The 23,176-nt window shown below is 60.8% G+C and carries 18 protein-coding genes and 1 pseudogene; 5 read left to right on the top strand and 14 right to left on the bottom strand.

Annotated elements, in window-relative coordinates; all coding sequences use genetic code 11:
* Positions 1–232 precede the first annotated feature (232 nt).
* Positions 233–1,930 carry an AMP-binding protein gene (locus ACQKP2_RS12050; protein WP_427576626.1) on the bottom strand — a complete coding sequence of 566 codons (1,698 nt, stop codon included), beginning with the start codon at positions 1,928–1,930 and terminating at the stop codon, positions 233–235.
* Positions 1,931–2,206: 276 nt separating this feature from the next.
* On the opposite strand from ACQKP2_RS12050, the gene ACQKP2_RS12045 reads away from it, so the two are divergent.
* The 4 genes from ACQKP2_RS12045 to ACQKP2_RS12030 all read left to right on the top strand — a co-directional run bounded on the left by ACQKP2_RS12045 (position 2,207) and on the right by ACQKP2_RS12030 (position 7,886).
* Entirely contained in the window at positions 2,207–3,370 is a 1,164-nt protein-coding gene (locus ACQKP2_RS12045; protein ID WP_427576624.1) for an isovaleryl-CoA dehydrogenase, read from the top strand.
* 12 nt (positions 3,371–3,382) lie between these two features.
* Positions 3,383–4,990, top strand: a complete 1,608-nt coding sequence (locus ACQKP2_RS12040; RefSeq protein WP_427576622.1) for a carboxyl transferase domain-containing protein — start codon at positions 3,383–3,385, stop codon at positions 4,988–4,990.
* Between the two features lie 125 nt (positions 4,991–5,115).
* Entirely contained in the window at positions 5,116–5,931 is an 816-nt protein-coding gene (locus ACQKP2_RS12035) for a gamma-carboxygeranoyl-CoA hydratase (RefSeq protein WP_427576621.1), read from the top strand.
* Positions 5,931–7,886, top strand: a complete 1,956-nt coding sequence (locus tag ACQKP2_RS12030; RefSeq protein WP_427576620.1) for an acetyl/propionyl/methylcrotonyl-CoA carboxylase subunit alpha — start codon at positions 5,931–5,933, stop codon at positions 7,884–7,886. Before ACQKP2_RS12035 ends, ACQKP2_RS12030 begins: the two co-directional genes overlap by 1 nt.
* A 39-nt stretch (positions 7,887–7,925) precedes the next feature.
* On the opposite strand, the gene ACQKP2_RS12025 is transcribed toward ACQKP2_RS12030, so the two are convergent.
* On the bottom strand, positions 7,926–8,564 hold the full coding sequence (locus ACQKP2_RS12025; protein WP_427576618.1) for a LexA family protein: 639 nt from the start codon (positions 8,562–8,564) through the stop codon (positions 7,926–7,928).
* Between the two features lie 129 nt (positions 8,565–8,693).
* Here ACQKP2_RS12025 and ACQKP2_RS12020 point away from each other — a divergent pair, with 129 nt between their 5' ends.
* Positions 8,694–9,035 carry a DUF6124 family protein gene (locus tag ACQKP2_RS12020; RefSeq protein WP_427576616.1) on the top strand — a complete coding sequence of 114 codons (342 nt, stop codon included), beginning with the start codon at positions 8,694–8,696 and terminating at the stop codon, positions 9,033–9,035.
* Positions 9,036–9,495: 460 nt separating this feature from the next.
* Here ACQKP2_RS12020 and ACQKP2_RS12015 read toward each other — a convergent pair whose 3' ends face one another.
* From ACQKP2_RS12015 to ACQKP2_RS11960, 12 genes and pseudogenes are all read right to left on the bottom strand, one after another.
* Positions 9,496–10,758: an EAL domain-containing response regulator gene (locus ACQKP2_RS12015; protein ID WP_427576615.1), complete on the bottom strand. Its 1,263-nt coding sequence runs from the start codon at positions 10,756–10,758 to the stop codon at positions 9,496–9,498.
* Positions 10,759–10,776: 18 nt separating this feature from the next.
* Positions 10,777–11,844: a protein-glutamate methylesterase/protein-glutamine glutaminase gene (locus ACQKP2_RS12010; protein WP_427576613.1), complete on the bottom strand. Its 1,068-nt coding sequence runs from the start codon at positions 11,842–11,844 to the stop codon at positions 10,777–10,779.
* Positions 11,841–12,338 (bottom strand): chemotaxis protein CheD, encoded by a 498-nt coding sequence (locus ACQKP2_RS12005; RefSeq protein WP_427576611.1) that lies wholly within the window; start codon positions 12,336–12,338, stop codon positions 11,841–11,843. Before ACQKP2_RS12005 ends, ACQKP2_RS12010 begins: the two co-directional genes overlap by 4 nt.
* The gene (locus tag ACQKP2_RS12000) at positions 12,335–13,171 is read right to left on the bottom strand and encodes a CheR family methyltransferase (protein WP_427576609.1); all 837 of its coding nucleotides are present in this window, start codon (positions 13,169–13,171) and stop codon (positions 12,335–12,337) included. Before ACQKP2_RS12000 ends, ACQKP2_RS12005 begins: the two co-directional genes overlap by 4 nt.
* Positions 13,172–13,181: 10 nt before the next feature.
* The gene (locus tag ACQKP2_RS11995) at positions 13,182–13,709 is read right to left on the bottom strand and encodes a chemotaxis protein CheW (RefSeq protein ID WP_427576607.1); all 528 of its coding nucleotides are present in this window, start codon (positions 13,707–13,709) and stop codon (positions 13,182–13,184) included.
* A gap of 12 nt (positions 13,710–13,721) precedes the next feature.
* Positions 13,722–15,362: a methyl-accepting chemotaxis protein gene (locus tag ACQKP2_RS11990; RefSeq protein ID WP_427576605.1), complete on the bottom strand. Its 1,641-nt coding sequence runs from the start codon at positions 15,360–15,362 to the stop codon at positions 13,722–13,724.
* Between the two features lie 22 nt (positions 15,363–15,384).
* Positions 15,385–17,583, bottom strand: a complete 2,199-nt coding sequence (locus tag ACQKP2_RS11985) for a chemotaxis protein CheW (RefSeq protein WP_427576604.1) — start codon at positions 17,581–17,583, stop codon at positions 15,385–15,387.
* Positions 17,580–17,918, bottom strand: coding sequence for an STAS domain-containing protein (locus tag ACQKP2_RS11980; protein ID WP_427576602.1), 339 nt, complete (start codon positions 17,916–17,918; stop codon positions 17,580–17,582). The genes ACQKP2_RS11985 and ACQKP2_RS11980 overlap by 4 nt, the downstream gene beginning before the upstream one ends.
* 13 nt (positions 17,919–17,931) lie before the next feature.
* Positions 17,932–18,300 (bottom strand): response regulator, encoded by a 369-nt coding sequence (locus ACQKP2_RS11975; RefSeq protein WP_427576600.1) that lies wholly within the window; start codon positions 18,298–18,300, stop codon positions 17,932–17,934.
* A gap of 31 nt (positions 18,301–18,331) precedes the next feature.
* A pseudogene (locus ACQKP2_RS11970) lies at positions 18,332–18,913 on the bottom strand (methyl-accepting chemotaxis protein); the annotation flags it as partial.
* Between the two features lie 802 nt (positions 18,914–19,715).
* Complete coding sequence (locus ACQKP2_RS11965; protein WP_427576598.1) at positions 19,716–20,357, bottom strand: response regulator; 642 nt, start codon at positions 20,355–20,357, stop codon at positions 19,716–19,718.
* Positions 20,354–22,981, bottom strand: a complete 2,628-nt coding sequence (locus ACQKP2_RS11960) for a PAS domain S-box protein (RefSeq protein ID WP_427576597.1) — start codon at positions 22,979–22,981, stop codon at positions 20,354–20,356. The genes ACQKP2_RS11965 and ACQKP2_RS11960 overlap by 4 nt, the downstream gene beginning before the upstream one ends.
* Positions 22,982–23,176 lie beyond the last annotated feature (195 nt).

Here is a 23,176-nt window from a genome sequence, read left to right as displayed (position 1 = left end):
CAGGGCAACGGTTGCCAAAAACAAAAACAGACCGACCCTCAATAATAAAAAAGAGCACGCGCGACGAAAATTAAAGGGGAGCTTCGGCTCCCCTTTGTGCTGTCTGCATGATCGTTCCCACGCTCCGCGTGGGAATGCAGCCCGGGACGCTCCGCGGCCCAAAATCCAAGGCCGAACGCAGAGCGTCCGTTGAGGCATTCCCACGCAGAGCGTGGGAACGATCAAAATCAGGTCAGCCCTGCTTACTGCGCAAATCCTCGATGCTGATTTCGCGCATGCGGAATTTCTGGATTTTACCCGTCACGGTCATCGGGAACTCCTCGACGAACTTGAAGTAACGCGGCGTCTTGAAGTGCGCGATGCGCTCCTTGCACCAGGCTTGCAGCTCTTGCTCGGTCGCACTGTGGCCAGGGTGGAACTTGATCCAGGCAACGATCTCTTCGCCGTAGCGCGAGCATGGAACGCCAATTACTTGCACATCGGCCACGGCCGGGTGGGTGAAGAAGAATTCTTCCAGCTCTCGCGGGTAAATATTCTCGCCGCCACGGATGATCATGTCCTTGTTACGCCCGGCAATGCACACGTAACCCTCGTCGTTCATGCTGGCCAGGTCACCGGTGTGCATCCAGCCTGCCTGGTCGATCGCTTCGGCGGTGCCTTGCGGGTTGTTCCAGTAGCCGAGCATCACGCTATAACCACGCGTGCAGAGTTCACCGATGGTGCCGCGCGGCACCAGGTTGCCCGCCTCGTCGATGATCTTGCTTTCGAGCTGCGGCTGGGTGCGGCCGACGGTGGTAACACGCAACTCCAGGTCGTCCGACGGACCGGTCTGCAATGACACCGGACTGGTTTCCGTCATGCCGTAGGCAATCTGCACTTCGCTCATGTGCATCTCGTTGATGACCCGACGCATCACCTCGATCGGGCAGGTCGCCCCTGCCATGATTCCGGTGCGCAGGCTCGACAAGTCGAAGCCGGTGCGCTGGGGCTGATCGAGCATGGCGATGAACATGGTCGGAACGCCGTAGAGCGCAGTGGCTTTTTCTTCGGCGACGGTGTTCAGGGTCAGCAGCGGATCGAAGGCATCGTTGGGGTAGATCATGGTGCTGCCGTGGGTGATGCAGCCCAGGTTGCCCATGACCATGCCAAAGCAGTGATACAACGGCACCGGGATCACCAGGCGATCGGCGGCACTCAGACCCAGGCTTTCACCGACCATGTAGCCGTTGTTGAGAATGTTGTAGTGACTGAGGGTCGCCCCCTTGGGAAAACCGGTCGTGCCGGAGGTGTATTGAATGTTCACCGCCTGGTCGAAATGCAGGCTGTCCTGACGCTCGCGCAATTGCCCGGCCGACACACTGCCGGCCAGATCGGTCAGTTGCGACCACGGCAGGAAACCGCCGGGTGGCTGCGCATCCAGGCTGATGACACCCCGCAACTCAGGCAGGCGCTCGCTTTGCAACTGGCCGATAGCGTGATCCGCCAGCTCAGGCACAAGGCCCTGAATCATCGCGTGATAGTTGGATGTCTTGAACGCCCCGGCGCAAACCAGCCACTGGCAACCGGATTGCTTGAGCACGTATTCGAGTTCGGAACTGCGGTAGGCCGGGTTGATGTTGACCAGAATCACACCGATCTTCGCGCTGGCGATCTGACTGATGCACCACTGGGCACAGTTCGGCGCCCAAATGCCCAGACGGTCGCCCGCCTGCAGGCCCAGCGCCAGCAGCGCCCTGGCATGCACGTCCACCGTTTGCGCCAGTTGCTGCCAGGTGTAACGCAACTGCTGATGGCGCACCACCAGCGCCTCGCCATTCGGGAATTGCGCTACCGTGTTATCGAACGCCTGACCAATGGTCATCGCCAGCAAGGCTTTGTCCTGGGAACCACGGGTGTAACTGCGTTGCGGGCTTGCAGTGGGTTGATCCATAACGACCCCTATTGTCTTTATTAACGGGTTGCCGAAGGCTATTGCTCTCTGTAGGAGCGAGCATGCTCGCGAAGAACGTCAAGGCACCGCGCTTAACCAGACAACACGCGTTATCGTTGACGCCCTTCGCGAGCAAGCTCAGCTCCTACAGAATCACCTAAGTTGACGTTAACGTAAAGGGTGATTGACAGCCATTCGTCACAGGCTTACGTTAACGTAAAGGTGAGAGCCAAATCACTGCCCTCCCCCCCCGACAAAAAAGCCAAAAGGTGACCCATGAACTACCCAACCCTGAATTTTGCCCTCGGTGAAACCATCGACATGCTGCGCGATCAGGTTCAGTCCTTCGTCGCCAAAGAGATCGCGCCCCGCGCCGCTCAGATCGACTCCGACAACCTGTTCCCCGCCGACCTGTGGCGCAAATTCGGCGACATGGGCGTACTGGGCATCACCGTACCGGAAGAATACGGCGGCGCCGGCCTGGGCTACCTGGCCCATGTGGTGGTGATGGAAGAAATCAGCCGTGGCTCGGCCTCGGTGGCGCTGTCCTACGGCGCGCACTCCAACCTGTGCGTCAACCAGATCAACCGCAACGGCAATCACGAGCAGAAATCCAAATACCTGCCAAAACTGATCAGCGGCGAACACATCGGCGCCCTGGCCATGAGCGAACCGAACGCCGGTTCCGACGTGGTATCGATGAAACTGCGCGCCGACAAGCGCGGCGATCACTACGTTCTCAACGGCAGCAAGACCTGGATCACCAACGGTCCGGACGCCAACACCTATGTGATCTACGCCAAGACCGATCTGGAAAAGGGCCCTCACGGCATCACCGCCTTCATCGTCGAACGCGACTGGAAAGGCTTCAGCCGCAGCAACAAATTCGACAAGCTCGGCATGCGCGGTTCGAACACCTGCGAGCTGTTTTTCGATGACGTCGAAGTGCCGGAAGAAAACATCCTCGGCGTGCTCAATGGTGGCGTGAAAGTCCTGATGAGCGGCCTCGATTACGAACGCGTCGTGCTCTCGGGCGGCCCGACCGGCATCATGCAGGCTTGCATGGACCTGGTCGTGCCATACATCCACGACCGCAAGCAGTTCGGCCAAAGCATCGGCGAATTCCAGCTGATCCAGGGCAAGGTCGCCGACATGTACACCCAACTCAACGCCAGCCGCGCCTACCTGTACGCCGTGGCCCAGGCGTGCGAGCGCGGCGAAACCACGCGCAAGGACGCCGCCGGCGTGATCCTCTACAGCGCAGAGCGCGCCACGCAAATGGCGCTCGACGCCATCCAGATTCTGGGCGGCAACGGCTACATCAACGAATTCCCGGCCGGTCGTCTGCTGCGTGATGCCAAGCTGTACGAAATCGGCGCCGGCACCAGCGAGATCCGTCGCATGCTGATCGGTCGCGAACTGTTCAACGAAACCCGCTAAACGGAGCTGCCCATGGCTATCCTGCATACCCAGCTCAATCCCCGTTCAGCGGAATTCGCCGCCAACAGCGCGGCGATGCTCAAACAGGTCGATGCCTTGCACACCCTGCTCGCGCAAGTGGCGCAAGGTGGCGGCCCGAAAGCACAAGAGCGCCACACCTCGCGGGGCAAATTGCTGCCCCGTGAACGCATCAACCGCCTGCTCGATCCGGGCTCACCGTTTCTGGAGATCAGCCAACTGGCGGCCTATGAGGTCTACGGCGAGGACGTTCCGGCCGCTGGCGTGATTGCCGGGATCGGTCGCGTGGAAGGCGTCGAGTGCATGATCGTTGCCAATGATGCGACGGTAAAAGGTGGCTCCTATTACCCGCTGACCGTGAAAAAACACCTGCGTGCCCAGACCATCGCCCAGCAGAACCGCCTGCCGTGCATTTATCTGGTGGACTCCGGTGGCGCCAACCTGCCGCGCCAGGATGAAGTGTTTCCGGACCGGGAACACTTCGGCCGGATCTTCTTCAACCAGGCCAATATGAGCGCCATGGGCATTCCGCAGATCGCCGTGGTCATGGGTTCCTGCACCGCAGGTGGCGCTTACGTGCCGGCAATGGCCGACGAAGCCATCATGGTCCGCGAGCAAGCGACGATTTTTCTGGCCGGCCCGCCGCTGGTCAAGGCCGCGACCGGTGAAGTGGTCAGTGCCGAAGACCTCGGTGGAGCCGATGTGCACTGCAAGATTTCCGGGGTCGCCGACCACTACGCCGAAAGCGACGAACACGCCCTGGCCCTGGCACGCCGCAGCGTGGCCAACCTCAACTGGAGCAAGCTTGGCGAAGTGCAGCAACGCACGCCCATCGCACCGCTCTACAGCAGCGACGAGCTGTACGGCGTGGTGCCAGCCGATGCCAAGCAACCGTTCGATGTGCGTGAAGTCATTGCGCGACTGGTCGACGGCTCGGTGTTCGACGAGTTCAAGGCCCTGTTCGGCACGACCCTGGTCTGCGGCTTTGCCCACCTGCACGGTTACCCGATCGCCATCCTCGCCAACAACGGCATTCTCTTCGCGGAAGCGGCGCAGAAAGGCGCGCACTTTATCGAACTGGCCTGCCAGCGTGGCATACCGCTGCTGTTCCTGCAGAACATCACCGGCTTCATGGTTGGCCAGAAATACGAGGCCGGCGGCATCGCCAAGCACGGCGCGAAACTGGTCACCGCCGTGGCCTGCGCCAAAGTGCCGAAATTCACCGTGATCATCGGCGGCAGTTTCGGCGCGGGCAACTATGGCATGTGCGGTCGCGCCTACGATCCGCGCCTGCTGTGGATGTGGCCGAATGCACGTATTGGCGTGATGGGGGCCGAACAGGCTGCTGGTGTATTGGTGCAAGTCAAGCGCGAGCAGGCCGAGCGCTCAGGCCAGGGTTTCAGTGCCGAGCAGGAAGCCGAGATCAAGCAACCGATCCTCGACCAGTATGAGGAACAGGGCCACCCCTACTACTCCAGCGCCCGCTTGTGGGACGACGGCGTCATTGACCCGGCGCAAACCCGCGATGTCCTGGGCCTGGCCTTGTCGGCGTCGCTGAATGCCCCCATCGAACCGAGCCGCTTCGGCGTGTTCCGGATGTGATCCCACCTGTGTAGGAGCGAGGCTTGCCCGCGAACCGGCATGACGCGGTGCAAAAGCTACACCGTGGCGCCTCATTCGCGGGCAAGCCTCGCTCCTACGCAAAAGAACTGTGGAGACGGACAAACATGAGCGAATTCAAAACCCTCGAACTGCTGAGCGACCCGCGTGGTTTTGCCACCCTGTGGCTCAGCCGGGAAGAAAAGAACAACGCGTTCAACGCCGAGATGATCCGCGAACTGATCCTCGCCCTGGACCAGGTGTCGAGCGATGCCAGCCTGCGCTTCCTGCTGGTGCGCGGCCGTGGCAAGCATTTCAGTGCCGGTGCCGATCTTGCGTGGATGCAGCAATCCGCGGAACTCGATTACCACACCAACCTCGACGACGCCCGGGAACTGGCGGAGTTGATGTACAACCTGGCCAAACTGAAAGTGCCGACCCTGGCAGTGGTGCAAGGCGCGGCTTTCGGTGGAGCGCTGGGTCTGATCAGTTGCTGCGACATGGCCATCGGCACCGACGACGCGCAATTCTGCCTGTCGGAAGTGCGCATCGGCCTGGCGCCGGCGGTGATCAGCCCGTTCGTCGTGCAAGCCATGGGCGAGCGCGCGGCACGCCGTTATGCCTTGACTGCCGAACGCTTCGGCGGACAACGGGCCCGGGAGCTGGGCTTGCTGGCCGAAAGCTATCCGGCCGATGAGATGGAGAAACGCATCGAGCAGTGGATCGACAACTTGCTGCTCAATAGCCCGGCGGCCATGCGCGCCACCAAGGACTTGCTGCGCGAAGTCGGTGATGGCTCGCTGATCCCGGCGCTGCGTCGCTATACCGAGAACGCCATCGCCCGCATCCGCGTCAGCCCCGAAGGCCAGGAAGGCTTGCGCGCCTTTTTGCAAAAACGTCCACCGAGCTGGCAAGCCGAAATCACCACCAAGGAGCCGCGTTGATGAACGCCCCCGTCCTCACTACCCTGCTGGTGGCAAACCGCGGCGAAATCGCTTGCCGGGTCATGCGTACCGCCAAGGCCCTGGGCCTGACCACCGTGGCCGTGCACAGCGCCACTGACCGTGACGCCCGCCACAGCCGCGAAGCCGATATCCGCGTCAACCTCGGTGGCAGCAAGGCCGCCGACAGCTATCTGCAAATCGATAAGCTGATCGCCGCCGCCAAGGCCAGCGGTGCCCAGGCGATTCACCCAGGCTATGGCTTTCTGTCGGAGAACGCAGGCTTCGCCCGGGCCATTGAGGCCGCCGGCCTGGTTTTCCTCGGCCCGCCCGCCTCGGCCATTGACGCCATGGGCAGCAAATCGGCGGCCAAGGCCTTGATGGAAACGGCCGGCGTGCCGCTGGTTCCCGGCTATCACGGTGAAGCTCAAGACCTCGACACCTTCCGCGAAGCCTGCGAACGCATCGGCTACCCGGTACTGCTCAAGGCCACCGCCGGTGGCGGCGGCAAAGGCATGAAAGTGGTCGAGGACGTCAGCCAGTTGGCCGAGGCCCTGGCCTCGGCCCAGCGTGAAGCCCTGTCTTCGTTCGGCGACTCGCGGATGCTGGTGGAGAAATATCTGCTCAAACCCCGTCACGTGGAAATCCAGGTGTTTGCCGATCGCCACGGCAATTGCCTGTACCTCAACGAACGTGACTGCTCGATTCAGCGCCGGCACCAGAAAGTCGTCGAAGAAGCACCGGCACCGGGCCTGAGCCCCGAACTGCGCCGGGCCATGGGCGAAGCCGCCGTACGCTCGGCGCAGGCCATCGGTTACGTCGGCGCCGGCACCGTGGAGTTTTTGCTCGATGCACGCGGCGAATTCTTCTTCATGGAGATGAACACCCGCCTGCAGGTCGAACACCCGGTGACCGAAGCCATTACCGGCCTCGACCTGGTGGCCTGGCAGATTCGCGTCGCTCGCGGCGAGGCCTTGCCCATCACTCAGGAACAAGTGCCGTTGAACGGCCATGCCATCGAAGTGCGTTTGTATGCCGAAGATCCTGGCAATGATTTTCTGCCGGCCACCGGACGCCTGGAGCTTTACCGCGAGTCCGCTGCAGGTGCCGGGCGCCGCGTGGACAGCGGTGTCGAGGAAGGCGACGAGATTTCGCCGTTCTACGACCCGATGCTCGGCAAGCTGATCGCCTGGGGCGAGGACCGTGAACAGGCGCGCTTGCGGTTGCTGGGCATGCTCGACGAGTTCGCCATCGGCGGCCTCAAGACCAACATCAACTTCCTGCGCCGCATCATCGCGCACCCGGCATTTGCTGCAGCCGAGCTGGATACCGGATTCATCCCGCGCTATCAGGATCAACTGCTGCCGCCTTCATCGGCGCTCGGCGATGGGTTCTGGCAGGCTGCCGCCCAGGCGTTCGCCCAAAGCCAGCCACGCACACCGCGCGCCGATGACCCGAGTTCGCCCTGGGCCAATGGCAATGGGTTGCGAGCCGGATTGCCGAGCGAAATCACCCTGCATTTGAGCTGCGAGGACCAGGACCGTGCGTTAACGCTGGGCGCCCCTGGTACCGGCAGCGCACGGCTCGTGGGCGAACAACTGCTGACCGAGCACGACGGCGTACGCCGCCAGCACCGTGCCATTCGCCGGGGCGATTCTGTGTACCTGCAATGGGAAGGTGAACTGCACCGCATCGAGCCTTATGACCCGATCAGTGCCGTTGAAGCCAGCCACAGTCACCACGGTGGACTGAGCGCGCCCATGAACGGCAGCATCGTGCGGGTACTGGTGGAGGCCGGGCAAACGGTCGAGGCCGGGGCCCAACTGGTGGTGCTGGAAGCGATGAAGATGGAGCACAGCATTCGCGCGCCCCATGCCGGTGTGATCAAGGCGCTGTATTGCCAGGAAGGCGAGATGGTCAGCGAAGGCAGTGCGCTGGTGGAACTGGAAGAAGCGTGAAATGAAGATCGGTCCTGCGCATAGCAAGGACCGATCCGATCAGAATTTGGCGGTCGCCTGTACCACCACGCCGATGATTCGGCACTCGTCGGTATACAGGGCTTTGGGATATGTCGGATTGAGCGGGACCAGGTAACGCTGCCCGCCCTCTTCGATCAGCTTGCGAAAAATCGCCTCGTGGCTGTCCGGCCATTGCGCAATGACCAGTTTGCCAGGCAGGGCCTGCACGTCCGGGTCCACCAGGATCAACATGCCTTCGGCGATGCTGAGGCCGGTGGGCGCGGTCATCGCATCCCCCGTGACGGTCAGCCAGAACGCCGCACCCTGGGCGTGATAGTCGGACAGTTCGAAACGGTACTGCCCCTGTTCGCCATCTCGCACTTCACTGGTTTCCCGCCAGTCGCTGACCGGGTAGCGAAAGTACGGATTGTACTTTTGCGTCAGGGAGATCCCGTCGTCCTGCGAGTCTTGAGGCTCGCGAATCACGAGCACCACTTCAAGAAAATCCATGCCTAGCGCTTTCAACACCCGGTTCATGTTGTCGATGCCGGGTTCGCGGCGTTTGTTCAGCCAATGCCCGACACCGCCCTGGGACATCCCCAGGCGGTCGGCGAGTATCTCTTGAGTGATTTTGAGTTCACTCATCTTGGCCTTGACCAATTCAATCCATTTATCCATGTGCGGCACGATACGCGGCAGGCTCCCGCCAGCAAAACACAAATTGTAGTATTTAAATTATGGTCACAAATACAAATCGTACTAGGATCAACTCATGGATATGAACCATTCACGGAGCCCGCCATCACCATGACCCAACCCGCCAACGACTTGCCAGACCTGCAAATCGACACGTCCCTGACCTCGCCAAAGGGTTGCGCCGCCGCCCAGCGCGCGCTCGATTACTACTTGAAACCGACGGAGCCGCAGCCAGGGGGCGAGGAGCGTTTCTTTGATGTGAACCGCAATATCAGTTGCGAGGAAGCGTTGGTTCACGCCTCGGACCTGCTGCGCTGCGCCGCCGCCACGGCCCACGAGTCAGCCAATCACCTTCAGGGGGCGAGCCGGGACCTGGCTTTTTCAACGGTGCACATGATTGATATGGCCAAGGCCATGGTCGATCGATCGCTGGAAAGGTCTCACAGCGCTTGAAACGCAGGGGAAATAGAGGACTGGAAAGAATTTTCCAATCGCGCACACGAAATCATTTGACTTGCAAACGAGAATGATTATTATTGCAACAACTGGTCGCGAGATCAGTGATGGCCCAAGAGACCTTAGGTCGGTCTCCTGGACTATCTCCTCATCAGGCTAATCACGGTTTTTGACCCGGCTTTTTGCCGGGTCTTTTTTTTGCCAGTTTTCTGGCTTATGGCTTCAGGCTAATGAAGTCTTCAGGTGCCGCAAATTCGATGGCGCGGATAATATCAAAAGAATATCTGTTGGCAAGCGATGCCTTTTATCGGCGGGGCAAAGCCATGCCAGATAGCACTTGAGAATCAATTACATACACTCTAAGCTGCGACAGCGTCAAGGATGACGCCCCCACCTCGCCAAGCCTACTGTTCGGCTTTTCCAGACCTGTCGCTCGCCGAGCCCTTGCCCTCTCGCGTCAATCGTTGCCGAAAATACGCCTGAAAAAGCCGCCGGGTTTCAACAGCTTTTGCATTCGCTGTTCATTGGCACTCCACCACAGCAACAACGCTTCGCCAGGCATGGGTTTGGCAATGAAGTAACCTTGGGCTTCATCGCACCCAAGCTCGCGCAGCAGTGTCCAGTCCTTGTGCGTTTCCACCCCCTCGGCGACGACCTTGAGCTCCAGGCGACGGGCAATATCCAATGCGCTTTCCAGCAGAATGCGCAAATGGACGTTCTCGCTCGCGCCATTGACAAAAGCGCGGTCGACCTTCAACTCCGAGCACGGAACCCGCGACAGCTGCAACATGCAGGAAAAACCGGTGCCGTAATCATCCACCGACAGTCCAAAGCCCTTGAGGCGCAAACGCGCAAGCGTGCCTTGAGTAATCGCCAGGTCCGTCATCAAGGCGCTTTCAGTGATTTCCAGCATCAGGTAGCGCGGCGCGATGCCACTGGCGGTCACCCGTTCGATGATGGCATCGGCCAATGCCGAATCGGCCAGCGAACGTGCCGACAGGTTGATCGCCACGCTGACCGGCAAACCCGCGGCGTGCCATTTCTGACAATGACGCAGTGAATACTCGAGAATCAGCAAGGTGATCGCCGACATGTTTTCACTTCGCTCGACCAAATCGAGAAAGTGCCCCGGAAGCAGCAAGCCGTGCTTGGGGTGTTGCCAGCGAATCAACGCCTCCACGCCATTGAGACGACCATCACGCAGCGAAACCTTGGGCTGGAAATAGGCACAGAATTGTCCTTCGCGCACCGCGTCGGCCACTTCTTGTCCGGTCAGCTCCGGGCCCTGCTCGGCCAGGGCCTGAAACGCATCACGCTGTTGCACGACGGCGGTGAATCGCCCAAGGCTCGAAGCCAGCTGGCTCAGACTCACCGGCTTCTGCAAGACCCCCAGGAGCTTGACGCCCAGGCTCTTGCCCATGCTTTCCACGACCGTGAGCAGCACGCTTTCGCGTGCACTGGCGACGATCACGGCCGGGTCCATGCCGAGCCGGACCATCTCGTGCAAAACCTGAACGCCATCCATGCCGGGCATTTCCAGATCAAGAATCACCACATCGATGTGCGGTGTTTCACGCAGCGCGGCGATGGCCTGATGACCGTCTTCGGCCTGGTGAATTTCCATGGCCCCCAGGCGTGAACACAGGTCCACGGCAAACTCGCGCTGTACCTGACTGTCGTCAACGACCAGGATGCGTTTTGGCGTAATACTCGACTGCATACCCATCCCTCTTGTCTATCACTGCCAACCCATCAACAACGCAGCAATGGCATCGAGCGCTACCGTCTGCTCGGCCCCTCCCAATTTGATGGCTTCTTTGGGCATGCCAAACACGACACAGCTGTCTTCGTCCTGCGCATAAGTACGCGCCTTCGCGTCGAACATCTCTTTCAATCCCCGGGCGCCGTCGTCACCCATGCCGGTCATGATCACGCCCAGCACATTGCTGCCGGCCTGTTGAGCGGCGGAGCGAAACAACACATCCACCGAAGGCCGATGCCGACTGACCAGCGGACCGTCCCTGACTTCAACGTAATATTGCGCACCGCTGCGCCGGACCAGCATGTGCCGTCCACCTGGCGCGATCAGCGCCAGGCCCGGCAACATCCGGTCGCCGTCGCGTGCTTCACGCACCTCGATGGCACACAGCGAATTCAGGCGCTCGGCGAAACTGCGGGTAAACCGCTCGGGCATGTGCTGGACAATGGCAATACCCGGACAGGTCACTGCCAGCTCCCGCAGAACGACTTCCAGCGCCTGGGTGCCGCCGGTGGAAGTGCCGAGTACGGCGATTTTCTGCGTCGTTCGCAAACCCGGAAAGTGGCCGGGTGCCGGCAACAATGCATCCGCCGTCAGCTTTACCGGCACAGCCTTGACGCTGTCCGCCTCGGCCCGGCTTCGACGCGGACGCGACTGAGCCGCGGTGCGAATGGCCGTGACCAGTTCATTGGCGCTCTGACGCAGAAAATCGCGCAGGCCCGCCGTCGGTTTGGCGATGACTTCCACCGCCCCGGCAGCCAGTGCCTGCAGCGTCACGTCGGCGCCCTTTTCCGTGAGCGTCGAACAGATCACCACCGGCGTCGGTCGAGTGGCCATGATCTGTCGCAGGAAGGTGATGCCGTCCATGCGCGGCATTTCCACATCCAGCAAGATCACATCCGGCCAATTGACTTGCATCTTCTGCAAGGCCAGCAGCGGGTCCATCGCCGTGCCGATCACCTCGATGTCCTTGTGACCGGACAATAACTCCTGCATGACCTGACGCATCACGGCAGAGTCGTCGACGATCATGACCTTGATACTCATTGCGCCTTTTTCCCCCAACTGCGAGGCAATGCCAGAGGTGCCCCGTGCCGCACCCAGACATCACCATTGGAAAGATCGAAACGCAGGTAACGATGCCCCTGTCCGCCCAGGTCGCAGCTCACGACCGAGACACCTTCGGCACGCAGGCTCTCCTCGGCGAAACGAATATTGCGCAGGCCCACGCCATGATGCCCGTTGGTCCCGGTCAGGGCCTGGGCGCCGCCGAACAGCTTGGCTTCGCAGTCACGGATATCCAGACCGTTTGCCCAGGCCTGGCCTTTGAGCCAGAGCACGGCTTCTTCGCCATATCGACCGTCCAGCGCCTGAACGGAATCGCGCAGGCGCGTCGGCAACATGAAATGACACAGCCCGCCCAGCTTCTGCACGGGGTGCCAAAGGGTGATGGTGACGCAGGAACCCAGTACCGTTTCCACCTGGCATTGGCCACCGCCAAAGAACCAGCCACCGGGTTTGATGAACAGTTTTTCACTCATGCACAGACCTTGCGATAAACCGAGGGGGTGACCAGTTCCAATGGCAAACGCGAGTCGTGCAAGGACTCGGAATGACCGACCATCAGCCAGCCCCCCGGCTTCAATCGTTCCACTACATTGCGCAGTACCAGCAGCTTGGTCGGCTGATCGAAATAAATCAGCACGTTGCGCAACAAAATCAAATCGAACTGCCCCAACGTACTGTCCTGTTGTGTCAGGTTGCCCGTGATGAATTCGACGCGCTCGCGCAACGCCGCCTCGACCAGAAAATACCCGGTGTAACGCCCGGTTCCGCGCAGGCAATAACGCTTGAGATACGGTGCCGGGATTCGCTCGCCGCGGCTCATCGGATACAACCCGCGTCGGGCATTGACCAGCACCTGGCGGCTGATATCGGAAGCGGTGATCGACCAGGGTTTGGGTGAGCGAAAACTGTCGAGAATCATCGCCAGGGTATAGGCCTCCTCCCCTGTCGAACTGGCGGCGCTCCACACCCGCAACTCGGGGCTGGCATGAAGAGCCGGAATCACTTTGTTCTGCAGCAGGTCGAAATGCTTGGGCTCACGAAAGAAATAGGTTTCATGGGTAGTGATCAGGTCGATTGCCGTCTCCCGCTCCTCCACACCGGCCTTGGACACCAGCAGGTTGTAGTAGGCGCGGTAATTGTCCAGCCCCAGGGCAGTCAAGCGCTTGGAAAGCCGGCCACACAACAGCGGCTTTTTCACCACCGTCAACTGGAGGCCGATCTGTTCCTGGAAAAACTGCTGAAACAGAACGAACTCCTGATCGCTGATGGTCGACACCAGGGCTTTGCACGCGCTTTCGACTGCCATCAATTGCTTCCTATTTGTCGAGCGAGGCCATGCCAACCAATTCGCGGATTTCGTCCACCGACAGTACCTGGCGTATATCCAGCACAATCACGAACCGTTCGTTCTGACTGAGGATGCCGGCGATGAAGTCTGCGCGGATACGCGCGCCAAAGGCCGGCCGCGCATCCAGTTGATTGGCATCGACGGCCAGTACTTCGTTGACCGCATCGACAATGATGCCCAGCATCTGGGCTTCGTCGTCCTGCACGACTTCGACGATCACGATGCAGGTGCGGCGACCGATGACCGTTCGCTCATGGCCGAAACGAATCGACAGATCGATCACCGGTACCACCGCTCCGCGCAGGTTGATCACCCCGCGCAGAAAGGCCGGCATCATCGGGATTTTTGTCAGGCCACCGAACTCGATGATTTCGCGGATATGTTCGATGGGCAGCGCGTACAGCTCTTCACCCAGGGTCAGGGTGAGGAACTGTTGCGTCAGCGGCGTATCGGGCAGGGCCGGTGCACGGCCCTGATTCAGTGTTGACGAAGGCATGGCGAGAACCTCTTAGAAGCGGGTGAACGCTGCTTCATCGACAATCTCTTCCTGGGAAGGACGTCGCATCGGTATGACCTCGGCCCGTTGCGCCTTGCGCGTCGGGGCCAACACGTGGCTGGGCTTTTTCAGGGCTTCATCGCCAATGCGGAAGAACTGGATCATCTCCTGCAATTGCACAGCCTGGGTGCTCATTTCCTCAGACGTAGAAGACAACTCTTCAGAGGCCGAGGCGTTGACTTGAGTGGTCTGCGCCAACTGGCTGACCGCCAGATTGATCTGTTCAAGCCCGGTGTTCTGCTCGCGGGAGGCCGCGGTAATTTCCTGCACCAGATCGGCGGTCTTGCGAATCGACGGCACCATCTGGTCCAGCAACTGCCCTGCCCGCTCGGCCAGGGTGACGCTGTCGGTGGCCACGCCACCGATCTCCTGCGCGGCCACCTGGCTGCGCTCGGCCAGTTTGCGCACTTCGGCCGCCACCACCGCAAAACCTTTGCCATGGTCACCGGCACGTGCCGCTTCGATGGCGGCATTGAGCGCCAGCAGGTTGGTCTGGTAGGCGATGTCGTCGATGATGCTGATCTTCTGCGCAATCTGGCGCATCGCACCGACCATCTGCCCCACCGCTTCGCCGCCTTCGACGGCATCCTTGGCCGATTGACTGGCCATGCTGTCGGTGACTTTGGCGTTCTCGGTGTTCTGCGCCACGGTGGCGGAGATCTGCTCGACCGACGCGCTGGTTTCCTCGACGTTGGCCGCTTGCTCCGAGGCGTTCTGGCTCAAGGCTTCGGAAGACGCTGCCACTTGCTCCGAGGCGGAGGCCAGGGAATCGGCCGTCATGCGCACATCGCTCATGATTGCCCGCAGGCGCACCACCATCAGTTGCAGGCTGTAGAGCATGCTGGTGTTGTCGCCCTGGCGCAGTTGCACCTCAACCGTCAGGTCACCACCGGATACCCGCTGCAGCACATCCATGGCCGTGGCCGGTTCGCCACCGACCTGACGCACGATCATGCGGGTGATCAGCAGACCCAGCGCCAGGGCCAACACGAAGCCGCCAATCATCAGACTGATCATGAAGGTGTTGATGCCGGACACGATCTGGTCCGCTTCCTTGTTGACCGTTTCAGCCGTGGTGCTGTTGACCTCCACCAGACCGGATACGGTTTTGAGCACGGCTTCGAACAAGGGTTTGGTTTCATTGCGCAAACGCTGCACGGCTTCGGTCATCTGCCCGGCCTGCATCAGCTCGTTCACGCCCCTGATCGAGGCCAGATAAGCGGGCATCTGCTGATCGTACTGCTCAAGCAGGCGTTTTTCGGCATCCACCAGATAGGTCTGCCGATAGGCCGCCAGCAGCTCCTCGATCTTGCGCATCGAGTTGGCGTTCTCGGTCATCTGGAAGGCTGTCATGGCCGGATCATTGAGAACCACCGAGACATAGGCCCGGCGGTTATGCTGCACCAGCTCGACCTGCATTTTGTTCAAATCGCGAATCGGCACCAGTCGATCGCTGTACATCGACGTCATCAGATCGTTGACTTTGCCGATATTGATAACCGCGGCCAGACCGATGATCAGGGCGACCAGGGCGACCACCAGGAACGTCGAAATGAGCTTTGCACCCAACTTCAGATTCGCGAACCACTGCATATTTTCTCTCCGACGACTTAAATTAATTCATCACACTGCGATTGACGTCAGGTGCAACTTCCATGGGGCGCCCGTGTGTTTCGACTGACAATGCGTTGGCCCGTTGAAGCAGATTGGCGACATCCAGGATCAGGGCCACACGCCCGTCCCCCAGGATGGTCGAACCACTCAAGCCACGGCTTTTCTGGAACAGCATGCCCAGCGGTTTGATGACGGCCTGGAACTCGCCAACGAGTTGATCCACCACCAGCCCCGCGCGATGCGACCCGTACTGCAGCACCACCAGGCTTTCGCGTGCACTGCGCGCCCCGGTAATGCTGAACAACTCGCGCAGGCGCAGAAATGGCAGGGGTTCGCCGCGCAGACTGATCAGGTGATGACGCCCCTCCTGTGGAGGCAGATCGACGCACTCGACCACCTGCTCCAGCGGCAGAACGAAGTGCTCCTCGCCGACCCGGACCTGGAACCCGTCGATGATCGCCAGCGTCAACGGCAGGCGAATCCGCACCGTGGTGCCTCGACCGAATTCGCTGATCACTTCCACCTCGCCGCGCAGCAGCTCGATGTTGCGACGCACCACGTCCATCCCGACACCGCGCCCGGACAGATTGGTGACCTGCTCGGCGGTGGAGAAACCCGGTTCGAAAATCAGCCGGTAGACTTCGGCGTCGCTCAGCAGCTGGTCCGGCTGTACCAGGCCACGCTCCATCGCCTTGCTCAGAATGCGTTGGCGATCCAGGCCACGGCCGTCGTCGCTGACCTCGATGACGATACTGCCGGACTCATGGTAGGCGTTCAGGCGCAGCGATCCGCTGGCGACCTTGCCGTTGCTCAAGCGTTCCTGCGCCGTCTCGATGCCGTGGTCCATGGCATTGCGCACAATGTGCATCAGTGGATCGGCCAGCCGTTCGACCATCGACTTGTCGAGTTCGGTGTCGGCACCGGTCACCAGCAACTGGATGTCCTTGCCCAACTCCTTGGAGATGTCACGCACCACGCGGGGAAAGCGCTGGAAGACTTCGCCGATCGCCACCATGCGCAGGCTCAGCGACGCATCGCGGATGCTCTCGACCAGCACCGACATGGATTGGGCCGCTTCTTCGAGCATGTCCATGTCCCGTCGCAGCGCGTGCAGATTGGTCGCGGCACCGGCGATCACCAGTTCCCCCACCAGATTGATCAACTGGTCCAGCTTGCCCACTTCGACCTTGATGAATACCTGCTCGTGAACCCGCTTGTCTTCGGCACTTTTCTGTTTGTTCAGGGCAGCGGTCATGACCGGTTGCGCCACCAGTTGCTCTTCCAGCAACAGGGACCCCAGAAGCGGTGCCGGTGCCACTTCGAGGCGCTGGCGCTCCAGCACTCGATCAAGCTCGGCCTGAGTGAGTGCACCGACTTGCAACAGGATTTCGCCCAGTCGCTGAGGCGACTCGGGCAACGCCTTGATCAGCCGCAGGTATTCTTCGACCCGGCTGTGGGGTGCCAGGAGCGTGAGCTGGCAATCATCCCGGACAAACTCGAACACATCTTCGATGTCCTGCTTGCCGGCGTCCGACTCGAACTGCACTTCAAAACCCAGATAGCAGCTCTCGGCATCGAAGCTGTCGCCAATGGGCAGTTGATCGGTCACCGTTTGCAAATTGACGATACGGCCCAGCTTGCCCAGGTAGCGCAGGAAGGACAGCGGGTCCATGCCATTGCGCAACACATCGGCCGACAGGCGCAGGGACAGATGCCAGCAATCGCTGTTCACCGAATCGGCGGACGCTTCTTGCCCGCACGATTGATCGACCGGTACCGCTTCGACTTCCGCCCCCGGATCGCTGTGCGTGCGGTCCAGGTACTCCTGCAGTTGCGTCAGCAAATGAGCGCGCAACACCGCATTCGGCTCCTGCGCCTCGGTGCCCTCCTCCACGGCCGTGAGCAGGCTGGCGATGTAGTCACCGCACGTCAGCAGCAAGGAGAGCATCGCCCCTTCGACAAACAGCTCGCCGGTGCGCACCTGGTCGAGCAGGCTTTCGGCCACATGGGTGAAACTGACCAGCGACTCCAGGCCGAACAGGCCCGCGGAGCCCTTGATGGTGTGGGCGGCACGGAAGATCGCGTTGATCCGTTCCTCGGTATAACCTTCGTCCTCGATCGCCAGCAGCGCCTCTTCCATCGCGGCCAGCAGCTCGCGCCCCTCTTGCACCAACGCACCACGAGCGCTGTCCAGATTCATTGGATGACCTCCTCTTGATCGGACGCGCCTGACGTCGTATCCCCCAGTTCGCCGACCAGGTTGAGCAGCTCCAGCACTTCCCACACGACCGCAGAGTGACGGACAAAATTGACGACCTTGTTCTGCCGCACGGCTTCGCGTTCCAGCACCAGCAGCAGTTGCACGCCGGCGCTGTCGAAGTCCTCGACGCCCGCCAGGTCAATCAGCAGCTGTTGGTGCGGGTCCAGGGCCTGCAAGAGTTCCTGCCTGAGCTTGGCCGCGCTGTAGATATTCAGCTCGCCGACCAGGCTGAGGCCTTTTATTCCGGCGCGTTCAAATTGGCTGATAGTCGCCATGGCAATCGGGCCTCTAAGGCAGGATCAGTTTGGATACGGCATCGAGCAATACAGGCGGCTGAAACGGTTTGACGACCCACGCGCGCACGCCCGCTGCCTTGCCTTCGCTCTTCTTGGCTTCGCCCGCCTCGGTCGTGAGCATGATCACCGGGGTGAACTTGTAGGCGGGCAGTTGCTTGGCTGCCTTGACGAAGGTGATGCCGTCCATGACCGGCATGTTCACGTCCGAGACGATCAAATTGATCTTGCGACCATCGAGCTTGCTCAGGGCGTCCCGACCATCGAACGCCTCCACGACGCTGTAGCCGGCATTCTTGAGGGCGATGCCGACGACCTGCCGAAAGCTGCTGGAGTCGTCAACGATCAACACTGTCTTAGCCATGAGAGAGCCTCTTGTTACGATCTTCGGAAATTCAGAAAAAGGTCACGGATGACTGTTCGACCTGGGCCTGGCTTTCGCCGCCATGGATACGGGCTTGCTCCAGCGTCGTGTAACCGGCCTCCAGTGCCTGCAGCCAGGCGTCGGCATCCAGCGGTGCGACGTCGTGCATCCGCTCCAGCAGGCGGCGCATGTCCGAGGTGATATGGGACGTGATCTGGCTGACCCGGTCCTGGAACTGCAGGTCGACCATGACTTCATTGACGGTGTGCTCCACCTCGCGGCTGGAGGCTTGCAGCAGCGTGATCCGCTGCTCCATGCGGTCGATGCCCTGGGTCAGTTCGCCCAATACCTGATTCACGATGTGCTCGGCTTCGCGGATGTTGTGCTGCTCGGTCTCGGCAACCTGCCCGGCATGCTCGATCAGTTCGTGCATGGAGCCCCCCATCACACGCACCTTTTCGGTGATTCGCGCGCCTGTTTCACCCGACATCGTCGAGAGTTTTCGCACCTCGTCGGCCACCACCGAAAAGCCGCGTCCGGACTCACCGGCACGGGCGGCTTCAATGGCGGCATTGAGCGCCAGCAGGTTGGTTTGCGAAGCAATCTTTGCGACGTCTTCGGCCATGTGGAACAGCTCGTCGACGATGCTGCCCAGGGTGTGCACTTCGGCCTGAAAGTGTTCACGCTCGGCGCGGGTCGCATCCAGCGCGCTGACTGCCTTGGGCAGTTCGACCTGGGCGTTGCGCATCACCTCGAACACACCGTCGCCATGACTGTCGTCGGCGCTCAGGGCAATGGTTTCGCCGACCTGGCGACTCATGGCGATGAACTTCTGGGTCAGGCCGTCGGCGGCGGTTTCGGTTTGCGAGCGCGCCAGCCCGACCTGCCTTTCCCACAGCGGCAAGACGCTGGAGAGCAACGTGCGCAAGGCCTTCAGGCCGGACGTGTCTTCATGTTCAACGGGGATTTCGGTGCCTGGCACAGGAACGGCGGGTACCTGACGCCAACACATCCAGAGGCAAAGACCCTGAATCAGGGCAGCAAGACCGGCTTTCCACCACACGTCTGCCAAAGCGAAGCCAACCCCGATGGCCAGCAACACCCCGACAATCAGCACCCAAGGATTACGCGCCTGAGTGCGCTGCGTTTTCCGCTCCATCAGACTCACCCCATCGTATTGTTTTCATGCAGGGCTTCTGCTGCCGGAACAGTGTGTTCAGCCAATGAAGACTGCTGGCAGAGGGCCACGCCATTTGCGGCCGATTCTAGAGAGGGGGCAGGAAAGCGACTACGAGGCAATTACCGGAACGGACTAGGTAAAATACCCTACACAGGCTCGGGTACCGATCCTGTGCATGCCTTCGGAGGGACTGGGGCAAAGGCGCGAACGGCGCCTTGCCGGCAGGGTGCTGCGGCTATTTGTCCAGATCCAGAATGCCGTGGCGGATGGCGTAAACCACAAGCCCGGCAAGATCGCGAATGTTCAGGCGCACCATCAGTTGCGCCCGATGAGCATCCACCGTCTTGACACTGAGATTGAGCTGATAGGCTATTTCCTTGTTGGTTTTGCCATTGACCAGCCAGTAGAGCACTTCGCGCTGACGTGCAGTCAGGGTCGCTTCCTCGGGTTCCGCACCTTGAGTGTTCATGGCTTCGATCACACGACCGGAAATTTTCGGACTCAGGTAACGATGGCCGTTCAACACCGCTTGTATCGCCATGCGCAGTTCGACTTCGGCGGCGTCCTTGAGCAGATAGGCCGAGGCCCCCATCTGCATCGCCTTGAGGACGAAATCCCGGGTGTCATGCATCGACAGCAGGATGACAGGCAACGAGGGCCAATGAACGCGCAACTTGCTCAACGCTTCCAGGCCGGACAAGCGCTCCATGGTGATGTCCATCAGCAGAATGTCCGGCTTGTGCAGCGCCAGCAACCGCTCGACGTCATCGCCATCACAACCCTCGGCGACCACCGAATACCCCCAATCTTCCAGCAGGACCCGGATACCCGCGCGCACCAGGTTGTGGTCATCGACCAGGACAATTCGAACCGTCATGCCTCGTTTCCTCGCTGGGTATCACACTTGTCCGGCACCACCACCTCGACCCGGGTCCCCTGCCCCCGGATCGAGGTCAGCACACATTCGCCACCCAACAGTTTTGCCCGTTCCGCCATGCTCATTAATCCCATGCCACTGCCACCCAACAAAGCATCGTGATAGTCAAAGCCGCGTCCGTTGTCGGCGATCCTCAAATGAATATTGCCAGCGACACGCGCCAGGCTGATCTCGACGCGCGTGGCGCCGGCATGCTTGAGCACGTTACTCAGCGTTTCCTGAAAGATGCGGTACAGCGTGATTTCCACGCAAGGCTCGGCGCGCGGCTGCAGCTCGACACAATCGTGCAGGCAATAGACGGGCAGATCCGGCAGGTAGTTGTCGATTTGCCAACGCATGGCGGCCACCAGCCCCAGGCTGTCCAGTTGCGCCGGACGCAACATCCGCGACAGATCGCGCACCTTGCTCAACGCTTCGTCGGCAATGCGTACCAGCATGCCCTGGCGCTGCTCGATCCTGCCCCCCAGATGGCGCTGGATACCGGCGCCGCTGATCTTGATGCACGTCAGCAACTGCCCGATATCGTCGTGCAACTCGCGAGCGAGGTGACGACGCTCACTTTCCTGCACATCGATGATTTGCCCGGACAAGCGTTGCAAGCGACCGTTGGCCGCCTCCAGATCGCCTTGCAGCCGCCGGTGCTCGCTGACATCGCGCAACATCACTTGAATGCAGGTCTCACCCTCCATCAGCAGCGGCCGTGCAGCCATCTCGACCTCGAACTCCACACCATCGAGCCGTCGATAGTGGCGCGGCAGGAATGCCGGCACGTGATCCGGCCCCAGGACGCGCTCAAGATCGTCCAGCAGCTGCGGGTGGAAGCAAGGGTCCACGAGCTTGTAAATGTTCTGCCCGATGAACTGCTCCACCGAGTCGGCGGCAAACAGTCGGGCGGCGGTCAGGTTGGCAAACACCACGCGCGAGCCGCGGAAAATCATCAAGCCTTCGGGCAGCAGCTCCACCAGCTCGCGATAATGCCGCTCGCCCTCGCTCAAGCGTTGCTCCACGCGCTTTTGCTCGGTGATATCGAGCATGGCGCCCAGCAGCAGGGGTTTGTCGTTGTGCGGGCGCAACTCGCCACAGATCAGAATGTTGCGCAGATGACCGTCAGGCCGGCGGATTTGCAGCTCGATATCCAGCCGTTCGCCGCCCAGCGCCCGCTCGAAGGCTTGCCGGGCGCAATCGCTCTGCTCGGGCACGATACGATCGAAGAAGTCGGTGTAAGTGTTCTCACCGCTGATGGCGGACAGCCCGACAATGCGCGCGCACTCGTCGGTCCAGGCGGCGTTTTCATTGCCCACCTCCCAGGACCAGACCCCCAGGCCGGCAATCAGTTGCGCTTCAAGCAGTTTTTGTTGCGACAGCTTCAACTCGTTCTCGGTTTGCTGCTGCACCGAGATATCGTGCAGGCACGCCAGGACGTAAACGTTCTTGCCCAGTCGAATCGGCGACAAATGCACTTCACAGAAAAACGTGCCCCCACCGTCGAGCCGCTTCAATTTCAACGTCACACACATGTCGGCGCCGCTGGAGGCGTCACGCAGCAGTTGGGCGATGAGCGCCGGCACCTGGTGACTGCTCGGCTGGTCCAGGCAGCAAAGATCGGCAAACTGGTACCGGCCCAGGGATTGCGCACTGTCCACGGCGAACAGTTTGGCGGCGCGCTCGTTGGCTTCATGAATACCGGAAGGTCCCAGCAGCAACACACCGTCACGTATGGACTGGAACAACCTGCGATAACGGTATTCGCTGCGTCCGATGCGCTGCCAGGCGGCGTTCAGGCCAACGGCCGCACACACGATCACCAGGCAGGTGAGCACCAGCACAATCAAGGTGAACAGCCGCTGCTCGCTCAGTGGCGCCAGGTACTCCTCCGGCCATCGTGCAATGACAAATTGCAGCGGGTAGCGGGACACGGACTTGCGCACCAGCAGAATGTCCTGCCCCCATCCCTTGTGGATCCATTGCGGGCCCTCGGCGCCTGTGGCAAACGCCTGCTCCGGCAACTGCCCCTGCTGGCGATACACATTGCCCCGATCATCGAGCAGCACCAGGGAAATATCGAAGGTGTAGCCCAGGCTGGCAAAGTAATCGCGCTGACTGGTCAGCGGCAGCAACGCGCCAACCGTCAACCATTTGCCGTTGGGGCATTCATAGCGACGGAACACCGGCAGCCAGAGTTTTCCGTTCAGTTGCCGACTGGCCCCGAACCAGACCTTGCGACCGACCTCTTCGTTCGGCTGCCAGTCGATGTCGCGATAAGCCACTTCAGGTAGCGCCCAGTGCTTGTCCCCGGCGCCCACCATCAACGGCCCGCTCTGCGGGTCGGACCCGACAAAGCGAACAAGCTCGGTACCGACCTGGGCATCCGTCAGCGGCCAGTCCAGATTGAGCAAATGATTGGCCAGCGCATCCATGGCAAACCTTCGTTGCTCCAGCTCGTTGCCCAGGTGCCCCGCAACCGCCGCGGCCAGGACCTGGGTACGCAACCCCATCGAACGCTGTCGATCCTGCCAGTCGCGCCAAAGGCTCAGGCCACCCAGGCCCAGGATGAGGCTGAGCAAGGTCGTGCAACAGATCCATATCAACAGGCAGGGCCGGGAGTGCGGGCGGAATATTGTTTTCAGGCGCGACGCTCGCATTACAGTCCGTAACTCAGACTCGACAAGTAAAAAAGAGGTTGTATTGGCCAACACCCCGCAAGGCACGACCCGAGATTCGGGCAGCACTCGATCAGCGGCAGGTTTTCAGGCCGACAG

Source organism: Pseudomonas sp. NPDC089569 (assembly GCF_050280625.1).
Taxonomy (GTDB): Bacteria; Pseudomonadota; Gammaproteobacteria; order Pseudomonadales; family Pseudomonadaceae; genus Aquipseudomonas.
Note: the sequence above shows the minus strand (reverse complement) of the source record. Positions and strands in the feature narration are given on the sequence as shown.